Annotated in this window: 10 protein-coding genes; 2 read left to right on the top strand and 8 right to left on the bottom strand. The window is 62.8% G+C overall.

Annotated features, from left to right (window positions below; all coding sequences use genetic code 11):
* Positions 1 to 198 precede the first annotated feature (198 nt).
* Positions 199 to 807: a hypothetical protein gene (locus ACWA1U_RS14010; RefSeq protein ID WP_463722771.1), complete on the top strand. Its 609-nt coding sequence runs from the start codon at positions 199 to 201 to the stop codon at positions 805 to 807.
* 36 nt (positions 808 to 843) lie between these two features.
* Here ACWA1U_RS14010 and ACWA1U_RS14005 read toward each other — a convergent pair whose 3' ends face one another.
* The gene (locus ACWA1U_RS14005) at positions 844 to 1,776 is read right to left on the bottom strand and encodes an oxidoreductase (RefSeq protein WP_463722770.1); all 933 of its coding nucleotides are present in this window, start codon (positions 1,774 to 1,776) and stop codon (positions 844 to 846) included.
* Positions 1,777 to 1,867: 91 nt separating this feature from the next.
* Between ACWA1U_RS14005 and ACWA1U_RS14000 the strand changes: the two genes are divergently transcribed.
* Positions 1,868 to 2,671: a transglutaminase-like domain-containing protein gene (locus tag ACWA1U_RS14000; RefSeq protein ID WP_463722769.1), complete on the top strand. Its 804-nt coding sequence runs from the start codon at positions 1,868 to 1,870 to the stop codon at positions 2,669 to 2,671.
* Here ACWA1U_RS14000 and ACWA1U_RS13995 read toward each other — a convergent pair.
* From ACWA1U_RS13995 to ACWA1U_RS13965, 7 genes are all read right to left on the bottom strand, one after another.
* On the bottom strand, positions 2,668 to 2,811 hold the full coding sequence (locus ACWA1U_RS13995) for a hypothetical protein (RefSeq protein WP_463722768.1): 144 nt from the start codon (positions 2,809 to 2,811) through the stop codon (positions 2,668 to 2,670). The genes ACWA1U_RS14000 and ACWA1U_RS13995 overlap by 4 nt on opposite strands.
* The gene (locus ACWA1U_RS13990) at positions 2,789 to 3,253 is read right to left on the bottom strand and encodes a MarR family winged helix-turn-helix transcriptional regulator (RefSeq protein WP_463722767.1); all 465 of its coding nucleotides are present in this window, start codon (positions 3,251 to 3,253) and stop codon (positions 2,789 to 2,791) included. Before ACWA1U_RS13990 ends, ACWA1U_RS13995 begins: the two co-directional genes overlap by 23 nt.
* A complete protein-coding gene (locus ACWA1U_RS13985) occupies positions 3,246 to 4,328 on the bottom strand; it encodes an LLM class flavin-dependent oxidoreductase (RefSeq protein ID WP_463722766.1) in 1,083 nt (360 codons plus the stop codon). The genes ACWA1U_RS13990 and ACWA1U_RS13985 overlap by 8 nt, the downstream gene beginning before the upstream one ends.
* 103 nt (positions 4,329 to 4,431) lie before the next feature.
* Positions 4,432 to 7,572 (bottom strand): efflux RND transporter permease subunit, encoded by a 3,141-nt coding sequence (locus tag ACWA1U_RS13980; RefSeq protein WP_463722765.1) that lies wholly within the window; start codon positions 7,570 to 7,572, stop codon positions 4,432 to 4,434.
* A 41-nt stretch (positions 7,573 to 7,613) separates the two neighbouring features.
* Complete coding sequence (locus ACWA1U_RS13975; RefSeq protein ID WP_463722764.1) at positions 7,614 to 9,110, bottom strand: malate:quinone oxidoreductase; 1,497 nt, start codon at positions 9,108 to 9,110, stop codon at positions 7,614 to 7,616.
* A gap of 103 nt (positions 9,111 to 9,213) precedes the next feature.
* Positions 9,214 to 10,950, bottom strand: coding sequence for an ABC transporter substrate-binding protein (locus tag ACWA1U_RS13970; protein WP_463722763.1), 1,737 nt, complete (start codon positions 10,948 to 10,950; stop codon positions 9,214 to 9,216).
* Between the two features lie 227 nt (positions 10,951 to 11,177).
* Positions 11,178 to 11,885: a fasciclin domain-containing protein gene (locus ACWA1U_RS13965; RefSeq protein ID WP_463722762.1), complete on the bottom strand. Its 708-nt coding sequence runs from the start codon at positions 11,883 to 11,885 to the stop codon at positions 11,178 to 11,180.
* Positions 11,886 to 11,960: the final 75 nt, after the last annotated feature.

The following is an 11,960-nucleotide window of genomic DNA, read 5'->3' as shown; positions in this document are numbered from 1 at the left end:
GGAACACGAAAGGATCTGATCATGTTTCGAGTGGACCGATTCCGCCTCGTAGGGTGCACAGTGGTGGTGGCACTGATGGCAAGTGTCACGGGTTGTAGTGACCTCGTAGTTGGCGACCGGGATCCAGGTACCTCCTCGCCCGCGGCAGAACCTGACGCGTCAAGTGCCGCAACAGCGACGAGCGCTGCTCCGGTTGCCATGCCGATGCTTCCCGAACGCCCGGTGCCCGGAGACGGATGGACCGTATTCAGCGATGAGCAGCGGCTGATCAGCTTCGAAGTGCCTGGAGTGTGGACTGTCGAGCCGATTGAGGATCCAGGTGTTGGGTTCGAGGAAGGCGGACTCCACTTCGAAGTTTCGGACGCCGACGGCAAAGCCATTGCCGAGCTTCACACCCGGATAAGTGCAACCCAGGAGGAGTGTGAGCAGGATTCAGCGAGCCCGTACACCGTCCTGGCGAGTGAACCCGTCGATATTCCTTCGACTGGTGAGGCGGAAGGTTCGATCGAACCACGCTTTGTCCTGCGGCTGCTCCAGGGATTTCGATTCTTCAGCTCTTATGGGCTCACGGACATAGTGGGTGGTGCTGAGGGTGCAGCGTGCGTTCTCTCCAATACCGTGCAGGGTCCCGAGCATGTGGGGTTGTACTCCTTCGGCGATCGGATCGAACTCGTCGCTCCTGATCCGTCAGAGGCGTCTTCCCGCACGGAATCCTTCCCGACAATCGCCGCAGCGCAGAAGCGTTTCAATCAGGATGATTTCGACGCTATCAGGCGCATGATCCTGTCGCTCCAGGTTGCGAGCTGAAACGGTCCGCGACGACGACGACGGCAGGCGTGACAACTAACGCCCAGGCACCGCAGGGAGCCCAACAAACTCAACATTGGTGAGCTCCTCACTCACCGTCCACAGGCGCCGTGCAACCTCCTCATCGAGCACTGACGGCGCGGGCGCTACCAGCACAGGTTTCCCTCGCGTCTCGCCCGGTCCGTCCGGACCGTAGTAGTCGCCTCCATGCACCTGCAGACCGGTGGCGCCAAGCAGTATCGGTTGGGCCCCAGCCTCGTCGGACTGCCCCATCAGCCGGAAGAACCCGCCCGCAAGATCGAGCACCGCCGCCCCGCGCATTCCCGAGGTGAGGTTCGTCGTCGACAGTCCTGGATGCGCAGCTACTGCCACCATTGACCAACCGGCATGACGGACACGACGGTCGAGTTCCATGGCGAACAGGAGATTGGCGAGCTTGCTCTGGTTATAGGCCTTCCACGCGCGGTACCGCCGATGGGAGTTCAGGTCTTCGAAGTCGACCTTCCCGCGCTTGTGCGCCAGAGAAGACACGGTCACTACCCGTGGCTCGGGCGCCAGTCGAAGCGCGTCCAGCAGGAGTCCGGTCAGCGCAAAGTGCCCGAGGTGGTTGATGCCAAGCTGCTGTTCAAAACCGTCGGCGGTGCGCTTCAAGGGGGTGGCCATCACCCCTGCGTTGTTGACCAGCAAGTCCAGCGGCCCAGACCACTCACTGGCGAATGAGCGCACCGAAGCCAGGTCTGCCAAGTCGAGCAGCCGCAGTTCCACCCGGCCGCTTCCTGTGGCGTCCCGGACACGTTGCACGGCAACTGCACCCCGCTCCTCACTCCTGCACGCCAGCACCACCGCGGCACCCTGCCTCCCCAGCCCGATTGCCGTCTGCAGGCCCAAACCGCTGTTTGCCCCGGTGATGACGGCAGTGAGGCCGTTCAACCGCCGTCCGGCCGAGCTGTCCTCGCTTGATGAATTCACTCCGGGCGCCTTTCTCGTCGTACCGTGTTAGAGCCAGTGTTTCAGACCGGCACAGTCCACCGCTCGCCAACCCCTCCCGGGAGTCCCAGGAATGAAGCGATCAGTCTCGGCACACCTCACAGCGCGCACCCGCGAGAACACGTCATTTGTGGTGTCTGTCGCTGTTGCTCGAAATGCCGGCTACACAGCGGTCGACGAGGTGCTGGAAGTCGCCGCTGACGGCCTACCGCTCACCCCAGAGCAAGTCCACGATGCACACGGCGGTGTTCTGCACTCGTTCTCGCTGACAAACCCCGCAAACGTTGAACTGAACTACCGCGCGGAAGTCCTGGGCTCGGCTATCACGCCGGAAATCGATGCCGCCGATCTCATCCGCTACGTCCGGCCAAGCCGCTACTGCGAGTCCGACAAACTGTTGCCGTCGTCGTACGCCCTCTTCGGAAGCCTGCAGGGAGGCGAGTTGCTCGCGGCAGTCCGCTCCTGGGTCAACGAGAACCTCAGCTACGTTTCCGGTACATCCAGACACACCGACGGCGCCACTGACACTCTCCTTGCCCGCCGGGGCGTCTGCCGGGACTACGCGCACCTGGTCATCTCGCTGCTCAGGGCAAAAGACGTGCCAGCGAGGTTGGTCTCCGTGTATGCACCGGGGCTTTCGCCGATGGACTTTCATGCTGTGGTCGAGGCGTGGGTGGAAGGTGCCTGGCACGTCGTCGACGCGACTGGCCTTGCTCCCAGACAGTCACTCCTGCGGATCGCCACAGGACGCGATGCCGCAGACACCGCATTCCTTTCGACGGTGGGTGGCAGCCTGGCGCTCGACACGCTCACCGTCACAGCGGTGGCCGATACACTGCCCGACGACGACGGTGCCGCTGCAGTTCAGCTCACCTAGCCGCCACCCGCCGCGTAGGCCGGAAAACCGGCGACGACGACGCGCAGGACCCACGACGACAGCGCGCAGGAGCCACGACGACGACGCGAGAGCCTGACGACGGCGCCGAGGACGGACCTACCCGCCGTCGTTCTCCACACCGTGCCGGACTTTCGCGGTCAACGTGAGCAGTTGCTCCATTTCCGCCGAACTGAGGACCGGCCCAAGCAGCGCGTGGATGCTTCGGATATGCGCGGCCCCGATCTCCCGCTGAAGCCGTCGTCCTTCATCAGTCAAGGCGAGGAGCACACCCCGCTGATCCTCAGGGGCAGGTTTGCGCTGGATCAACCCCTTCTTCTCAAGCCGTTCAACCATGCGGCTCAGGCTCGGCTGGCTGATCAGGAGGTGATTGTTCAGCTCGTTCAGGCGGGTCCACCCGGACGGACAGCGGCTGAGGTTGAACAGTACGTCATACTCGCCAAGCGCCAGGGTGTGGAATGACTCATCACGCCGCAGCCGGCGCATCACCGCTACCTGCGCACGGAAGAGCGACTCCCAGGTGTCAGCGGTGAGGCGCAGCGGCGCTACGGCGGGTTCAGGCATTGGCGGGCACTGCTGCTTTCCGGTTTTCGAAGGTGGGCGGAGCCGGGATGTTGGCAGGTGTCCGCTCAGCGAACTCCCTGCGCAGCGTCGGAAGAACCTCAGCACCGAACAGATCAAGCTGCTCGAGCACCGTCTTCAACGGCAACCCTGCGTGGTCGACCAGGAACAGTTGCCGCTGGTAGTCACCGAAGAACTCCCTGAACGTGAGGGTCTTCTCTATGAGTTCCTGAGGGCTCCCGACGGTCAGCGGGGTCTGCGACGTGAAGTCCTCCAACGAAGGCCCGTGCCCGTATACCGGCGCGTTGTCGAAGTACGGCCGGAAGTCGTTCACCGCATCCTGGGACTTGGACCTGATGAAGAACTGCCCGCCGAGGCCAACGATCGCCTGCTCTGCGGTGCCGTGACCGTAGTGTGCATAGCGCTCGCGGTAGAGCGAGATGAGTTGCTGGTAATGCTCCTTCGGCCAGAAGATGTTGTTGGCGAAGAAGCCGTCGCCGTAGTAGGCAGCTATCTCTGCAACCTGGGGCGTGCGGATGGAGCCATGCCACACGAAGGGGGCAACGCCGTCGAGCGGCCGGGGAGTGGAGGTGAAGTTGTTCAGGGGGGTGCGGTGCTTGCCCTCCCAGGTCACAACGTCCTCGTCCCAAAGCCTGCGCAACAGGTGATAGTTCTCGATCGTGAGGTCAACGCTGTCCTGTGGGTTCTTGCCGAACCACGGATACACCGGGGCGGTGTTGCCACGGCCAAGGATCAGGTCAACCCGGCCTTCGGCAAGGTGCTGCAGCATCGCGTAGTCTTCGGCGATTTTCACCGGATCATTCGTGGTGATGAGCGTCGTGGAGGTCGAGAGGATGATGCGCGAGGTCTGCGCTGCGACGTAGCCCAGCATGGTGGTCGGTGAGCTTGGAACGAACGGCCGGTTGTGGTGCTCGCCGGTCGCAAAAACGTCCATACCCACGTCTTCGGCATGCTTGGCAATGGTGACCATCGCCTTGATGCGCTCGTGTTCGGTTGGTGCAACGCCCGTCGTGGGGTCGACCGTCACATCACCAACGCTGAAGATACCGATTTGCATGGGATTCCTCCTACCCTAGAAGTACATGCATTTGCATCTACTGTACTCCGTAACCAAGGACTGCGGCGGTTTGTTCCCCGAAGGTCACAGCTGAGTCCCTCTGTTATTGCAGCGCCAGCTCCGCCTCCCGTGCAGCCGCACGCGCTTCACGCCTGCCCTCGACCAGTCGGTACAGCACCGGAACCAGCACCAGCGTCAGCAGGGTCGAGGACACCAGACCACCGATGACGACGACGGCGAGCGGCTGGGAGATAAAGCCGCCTTCACCGGTGAGCCCCAGCGCCATGGGAGTGAGCGCGAAAACCGTCGCCAGAGCGGTCATCAGGATGGGACGCAGGCGCTGCCGGGCGCCGCGGATGATGGCGTCGCCCACATTTAGTCCAGGCCCACCATCGTGCGGACGCCGGTACTGGTTGATCAGGTCAATCAGCACAATGGCATTGGTCACCACAATCCCCACCAGCATCAGCATGCCGATCAGCGACGGCAGGCCGAGCGGAATGCCCGTCACCACCAGCAGTGCGATGGCACCGGTCGCAGCAAACGGCACGGACACGAGCAGGATCAAGGGCTGGATGAGGCTCTTGAAAGTCGCCACCATGATGACGTAGACAATCGCCACCGCGGCCCACAGCGCCAGGAACAACTGGCCGAAGGACTCTGCCTGCTGCTCCGACGCCCCGCCCAGGGTGGCACCGGCACCCGAGGGCAACGCAACGCCGTCGAGCCTTTCAGTCACCTCGGCGGTCAGCGCACCGAGGTTGTCTCCCGACGGCGTAATGGAGACGCGCGCTGTGCGTTCACCGTTGGAACTGGTGATGGTGAGTGGAACCTGCACTTCCTCAACGGTGGCAACGTCGGAAAGCGGAACCGGACCCATCGCGGTGGGAAGGGAAAGCTCACGGAGCTGATCCAGGCTGGTGATTTCGGTTCCCTCGCCGATCAGGATCGGGTAGTCGGTAGCTTCCAACCGCACTGTCCCGCCGGGAATCGCGCTGATGTTTCCACCCAGCAGCGCGCCGATCTGGCCCTCGCTCAGCCCGGCCCCAACGGCAGCGGCCCGGTCCACGCTCACCTGGACCTGCGGCTGTGCTGCCGCAAGGTTGCTGGTGACATCGCGGGCACCCGGCACATCGGCCATGGCGGCGACGACGGCGTCGCTCGCCTCGGCAAGAATGGCAGGCTCCGGAGCCGTGATGTTGATGTCCACAGTGTTGGACGTGCCGAACCCGCCCTGCTGGCTGGCCAGGGCAATATCCCCGGCGCCCTCCAACTCGTCAAGTGCTGCCCGCACCTCGTTCTGGAGCTGTTCCTGGTCCGCGTCTTCCTCGGTGGTGACAGTGAACTGGGCCGTCGAGGCACCTGCCGAGAAGCGTGCTCCCAGGGAACCCGACGCATTGCCAACAGTTACCTGAACATCACGGATCTCCTCGAATTCGGCAAGCACTTCCTCGACCCGGCCGGCCTCCGCCACCGTGTTGTCGAGGCTCGATCCCGGTTCCTGCCGCTGGGTAATGCTGAAGCTGTTCTGCCCGGTGCTGCCAAGCAGGTTGGTCTGCATGAACGGCACCATTGCGACCGTTCCGGCAAGCACCAGCACGCCGGCAACTACGGTCCATACCGGATGGCGCTGCGTGGCGTGCAGGACGGGAAGGTAGCCGCGCTGCAGCCAGGAGCGCTGTTCCTTCTCTTCGGCGAGCCGGCGCTGCTCCCTGCCATCAACCCTCCCGCGAGCCTGGGGGAGGAACCAGTACGCAAGCACCGGAACAATGGTCAGGGACACGGCCAGGGAGGCCAGCAGTGCGATGGTCACCGTCAGCGCGAAGGGCCGGAACAGTTCACCGGCAAGATCACCCACGAATGCAATCGGTGCAAAGACGGCAACGGTGGTCAGCGTGGAAGCGGTGATAGCGCCCGCTACCTCACGGATGGCGGTGAGAATTGCCGCCCGTTTCTCCTCGCCGTAGCCCAGGTGGCGCTTGATGTTCTCGATCACCACGATCGAATCATCCACGACACGGCCAATCGCGATAGTCAGTGCACCAAGCGTCAGGATGTTCAGCGAGTATCCCGTTGCCGCGAGCCCGATGAACGTGATCAGGAGCGACAAAGGGATGGACAGCGCCGTCACCAGGGTGGAACGCGCTGAGAGAAGGAACACCAGGATGACGACGACGGCGAACCCGAGTCCCAGCAAGCCTTCAGTCGTCAGGTCCGAGATGGAACGTTCAATGAAGGGTGCCTGGTCGAAGATCACGGTGATCTCGGCGCTGTCGCCCAACTCCCGTTCAAGTTCAGGAATGAGCGCCGTCACAGCATTGGACAGCGTGACGGTGTCCGCCGAAGGCACCTTGGTTACGGTGAGCGCCAGCGTTTCGGCGCCGTTCGTCCGTGTCAGGGAGGTGGGGTCGTCGTCGGCGATCGACACGTCGGCCACTTCTCCAATAGTTATAGGCGCACCGGCGCTCACACGTTCTTCAGGGGCTGCGGACTCGGGCGGATCTGCCGGGGACAGCGGCAGGGCCTGAATGTCCTCAAGTGAGTTCACCGGACTGCCGGCCTGGACGGTAAGGGAACGCTCGCCCTCTACCAGCGTTCCGATGGGGAACAGCTCACCGTTGTTTTCCAGCGCATCCACGATGTCCGGTATGGCGAGGCCGTTCGCGGCCAGATCCTCCTCGCGCGGAAGGATCGAGATGTGCTGCTGCGCGCCGCCCGTGATCTCGGCGCTGCGGACACCCTCGACCTTCTGCAGCCGGGGAACGGTGAGCCTGCGCAGTTCCTCGCCAAGTCCACTGAGCGGCTGGTCCGAGGACACTGCCATGAAGACCACCGGCAGGTCATTGATGCTTCCGGCGAGTGACTGCGGCTCAACCTCGTCCGGAAGCGCGGAGCGGACAGTGGAAATAGCGCGGTCCACCTGGCCGCGCGCCCGGTCAAGATCGGTGCCGTACGCGAACATCAACCCGATTGTCGACACGCCGTTGCGCGAGGTAGCCGAGGAAGATTCGAGGCCTTCCACACCGCTCAGCGCCCGCTCGAGAGGCTCGCTGACCTGCTTGTCCAGGTACTCCGGGCTGGCACCCGGAAGCGCTGAGACAACAGTGATCTGCGGGAACTCAAGGGACGGGATGAGCTCCTGCTTGAGCGAACCCATGGTGATGACGCCGAACACGGCGGCGAACACCGTGATCAGGGCAATCAGAGCACGATTGCCGAGGGACAGCTGCGCCAAACGGAACATGTTTTACCTTCTGCGGCCAACCACCCCTGATGGGTCCGCCGTTACTTGAGTCCCAGTACCTGGTCCGTCATCGACTGGATGTCATCGGTGAGCGAATCATTGTCGTTCAGCTTTGTCCCATAGCCGGGGATCATTTCCTTGAGCTTGGGTTCCCAGGCGGCGAGTTGTCCAGGGAAACAGCGGCGGATCAACTCGATCATGATCGGCGCTGCTGTCGATGCACCGGGAGACGCGCCGAGAAGGGCGCCCACAGTGCCGTCAGCCGAGGTGATGACCTCGGTGCCGAACTGCAGTACCCCGCCCTTGCCTGGAGCTTTCTTGATGACCTGAACACGTTGACCGGCAGAGATCAGTTCCCAGCGGTTTCCGTCTGCGGAAGGAATGAACTCGTTGAGGTACTCATTCTTCGCCTCGCGCTTCTTCAGCACCTCGGAGATGAGGTACTTGGTCAACGGGATGTTGTCCTTCCCGACTGCCAGCATGGGCAGCAGGTTGGATGGCCGGATTGACGACGGAAGGTCCAGCAGGGACCCCCGCTTCAGGAACTTCGTGGAGAACCCGGCATACGGCCCGAAGAGGAGGGACCGCTCGCCGTTGACATAGCGTGTGTCGAGGTGGGGTACGGACATCGGAGGCGCGCCGACTGAGGCCTGGCCGTAAACCTTTGCATTGTGCTGGTTCACGGTGACCGGGTTGGTGCAGCGCAGGAACTGCCCGGAAACCGGGAAGCCGGCAAAGCCGCGCCCTTCCGGAATGCCGCTCTTCTGCAGCAGGTGCAGGGCGCCGCCTCCCGCACCAATGAAGATGAACCGCGTGTTTACGGTGTGCTGCTGACCGGTTGCGCGGTTGCGGACGGTGACGTCCCACCGGTTCTGGGAGTCCCTTGAGAGGTTGGTGACGTCGTGCCCGTAGCGAAGGTCGGCGTCGTTCTCTGCCAGGTAACTCGTGAGCCCACGTGTCAGGGCGCCGAAGTCGACGTCGGTGCCTCCTTCAACCCGCGACGCCGCCACCGGCTGGGACGGGTTGCGGTCCTTCATGATCAGCGGGGTCCACTCGGCAATCTTCGAGTGGTCCGAGGAGAACTCGATCGATTTGAACAAAGGCTGCGTGCGCAGGGCTTCGTAGCGCCGCCGAAGGTACTCAACATTGGCCTCGCCCCAGACAAAACTCATGTGGGGAACAGCGTTGATGAAGCTGCCGGGGTCGCCGAGATGGCCGTTGGACACCATGTGGGCCCAGAACTGGCGCGACACCTGGAACTGCTCGTTGATGGAGATGGCTTTGGCTGGATCCACCGAACCGTCTTTACCCGCGGGGGAGTAGTTGAGTTCGCACAAGGCTGCGTGCCCGGTGCCGGCGTTGTTCCAGGGATCGGAGCTCTCCAGGCCCGCCCGGTCCAGCCGTTCGAACAGCGTGATGCTCCAGTCCGGCTGCAATTGCTTGATGAATGAGCCCAGAGTGGCGCTCATGATTCCGCCGCCGATCAGAACGACGTCAGTGTGGTTCGCGGGCTTTCCCGCCTGGCTGTCAGCAGTCAAGATAAGTCTCCAATAGCAAGGGCGCTAGCCCTAGAAGCGTAGCCTCTGGGGGAGGTGTTCCCTAAATTGGCCGGCCGCTGCGGCAGGGTGATTCTGGTCCCAGTCAGCCTTCGCTGCCGGAGGAGGGAAGCTCGACGTCGGCGAGGTCGATGTTGTTGAACACTTCATGCATGACCGGGCTCACGGGGTAGCTGAGGACCTCGGGCGATACGACCGCGGCCGAGACCGGAAACGCGAGAGGAACGGCTGGGATGTCGTCGGCGATACTCTCACTGATGCCCTGGTATGCGAGCGTCCGTTCATCGCTGTCCGGCAGGATCGAAGCCCGGGCGATCTTGCTCACCAATTGGTTGTCCCGGTAGGCGAACTCCGCACTGTAGCTCCCGAAGAGGGGACCCACAAAGGTTTCCGGGTCCAGGTAACTGCCGCTCCAACCGAGCAGATGGAAGGCGCGGTCGCCCCCAGTGGTTGCGGTCTTCACATAATCCTCCGACCACTGCGTGGGTACCGGCTGGAGGTTGAAGCCTGCTGCGGTGAGCTGCCGGCTGATTTCGGCGTAGACCTTTTCCGGGGAGGGCAGGTACGGGCGGGATACGTTGCGCGGGTAATGGAACGGCAATGGCTGACCGTTGTAACCTGCTTCCTCAAGCAGCTCAGCGGCGAGCTCGGGATCATACTGGTATTCGGTCACATCTTCGGAGGGAATGGCAAGCTTCGCCGGGATGAACTGCGTCGCCGCAGAAGTGCCTTCGAGGAAGGTGCCTTCGATGAGGGCCTCCTTGTCGATGGCGTGGGCCACCGCCTGGCGGAAAAGGATGTCGTCCACGCCGGGGAAGTCCTGGTTGAGGCCGAGGTACAGCACGGAGTACGGATCACGCTGCAGTATCTGCTGGCCTTCCCTGGCAAGCTCTGCTGCATTGTCCACGGTGACGAGGTCGTAGCCATCGATCTCACCCCTGATCAGGGCACGCAACCGGGCATCTGAATGCGGGAGGGTGCGGAAGGTGACGGTCTGGATCTCGCCTGGGTTGCCCCAGTATTCCTTGAAGGCGGTCAGCGTTACTTCCCGCTCGCCCCAGCCCTGGAAAGTGAAGGGGCCAGTGCCTACGGGGTTCAACGCAAACCGGGACAGGGCCGTCCCGCTGCGTTCTTCCGTGAGTTGATTGGCGCCGAGTTCATTGAGGGCCTTCGGAGAGGCCATCCCGAAGGAGGGCATGGCCATCGCCGGTATGAATGAGGTCAGGCGGCCCGTGAGCCGGATGAGGACCTCATGCTCTCCGAGCGGCTGGCAGGAATCATAGACAGAATTCTCCGGCTGATCCGAGAACGCCTTGAACACCGTTTCGAAAGCGGTAGCCGATTCTGTTCCGCGGATCTGTTCCGGCATGGTGTACCAGCGCTCGAAGTTGGCGCACACTGCCTCCGCGTTGAACGGCTCACCATCATGGAAGACCACGTCTTCGCGCAGTTTGAAGACGTAGGAGCGTCCTTCGTTCCGCGCTTCCCAGGAGGTGGCCAGCAGGGGCGCCGGCTCGGAGGTCAGGGGATCAATGCCGACCAGGCCTTCGAGCATCTGGTTGGTTACGCGGAAGGACTCCGTGTCGCCGGTCAGCGCTGGGTCGAGGCCGATCGGGTCGGCAGCAGTGCCGAACGTGAAGGTTCCCTGTGTCGGGTCCCCGGCAGCGGTGGGAGCGTCAGTGGACGCAGGCGCCGTCGTCGAACTGGTGGGCAGGGGCGTGCCGGAGGTGCATGCCGTGAGCCCGAGTACGCAGGCGGCTGCAGCCAACCGCAGCGACGGCGCAGACAGCGCACGACGGCGGGACGTTGGGCTCGCAGGCATGGTCTCCTCGGGCGCGCGAGAGGCGCGCAGGGTGTGTGACGGAACTTTCAGTGTAGGCGAGAAGACTGGAAGCACGCTGGTTGCCGACCTGCGGACAAAGGAAAGGCGGGTACCAGCACTTTCGTGCTGGTACCCGCCTTTTTCCCTGATCCAATTAGAGGAGTCGAATCAAGGAGTCTTTACTTGGGCGATCTCCCGCCCAGTAATCGAACTGATGATCGGGCTGATTACTCGGCCGGGGGCATCAGGATGGCATCGATCAGGTAGACCGTTGCGTTGGCGGTCTGGACTCCACCACAGATGACTGCTGCAGAATCTTCACCAACGGTGATCGTATCGCCTTCGCCCTCAACGGTGAGTTCAGCACCGTTGGCGGTCATGTGGGTGCCCGCAACCTCGTCCGGAAGCAGCTGGCCCGGAACAACGTGGTAGGTCAGGATGCCGCTAAGCAGATCGGCGTCAGTCTTCAGCGCTTCTACAGTCGCTGCATCGAGTGCTTCGAAAGCCTCATCGACTGGTGCGAAAACGGTGAACTCGTCACCGTTCAGGGTGTCGACCAGGTCAACGTCCGGGTTCAACTGGCCGGTTACAGCGGCGGTCAGCTGGGTGAGGATCGGGTTGTTCGAAGCCGCGGTGGCTACGGGGTCTTCCGCCATACCGGCTACTGAACCGTCTCCATCGGGAACCTGCTCGGCGTAGCCTGCACAGCCGGGGCCAACCAGGTTGGCGGCTGGGTCCATGGCTTCGTCGGATGCTTCTTCGGTAGCTTCTTCGCTCGTTGCTTCGTCCGCGGCCTCTGTTGTTTCGGTCATGGCCGACTCGGAGGTTGCGGTGTCGGTCGAAGCCTCGTTGCCTCCGCCACATGCTGCCAAGCCGAACATGGCTACTGCTGCAACGCCGAGTACGGAAAGGTTCCTGCGCTTGATGAGTTCCATTTCATTTCTCCTTCATTGGTTCAGACCCCCACGGCTAAACGCGATGGTCACTTCCTGTTACGACGCCGTGTTGGC

Source organism: Arthrobacter sp. TRD_SC_6 (assembly GCF_055361185.1).
The sequence above is the reverse complement of the archived record's forward strand: the minus strand, read 5'-3'. Positions and strand labels throughout refer to the sequence as shown.

Bases quoted from the DNA above. Each gene is read 5' to 3' on its own strand.
- ACWA1U_RS13965 (WP_463722762.1), bottom strand. From the start codon at position 11,885: ATGGAACTCATCAAGCGCAGGAACCTTTCCGTACTCGGCGTTGCAGCA.
- ACWA1U_RS14010 (WP_463722771.1), top strand. From the start codon at position 199: ATGCCGATGCTTCCCGAACGCCCGGTGCCCGGAGACGGATGGACCGTA.
- ACWA1U_RS13980 (WP_463722765.1), bottom strand. From the start codon at position 7,572: ATGTTCCGTTTGGCGCAGCTGTCCCTCGGCAATCGTGCTCTGATTGCC.
- ACWA1U_RS13990 (WP_463722767.1), bottom strand. From the start codon at position 3,253: ATGCCTGAACCCGCCGTAGCGCCGCTGCGCCTCACCGCTGACACCTGG.
- ACWA1U_RS13970 (WP_463722763.1), bottom strand. From the start codon at position 10,950: ATGCCTGCGAGCCCAACGTCCCGCCGTCGTGCGCTGTCTGCGCCGTCG.
- ACWA1U_RS14000 (WP_463722769.1), top strand. From the start codon at position 1,868: ATGAAGCGATCAGTCTCGGCACACCTCACAGCGCGCACCCGCGAGAAC.
- ACWA1U_RS13985 (WP_463722766.1), bottom strand. From the start codon at position 4,328: ATGCAAATCGGTATCTTCAGCGTTGGTGATGTGACGGTCGACCCCACG.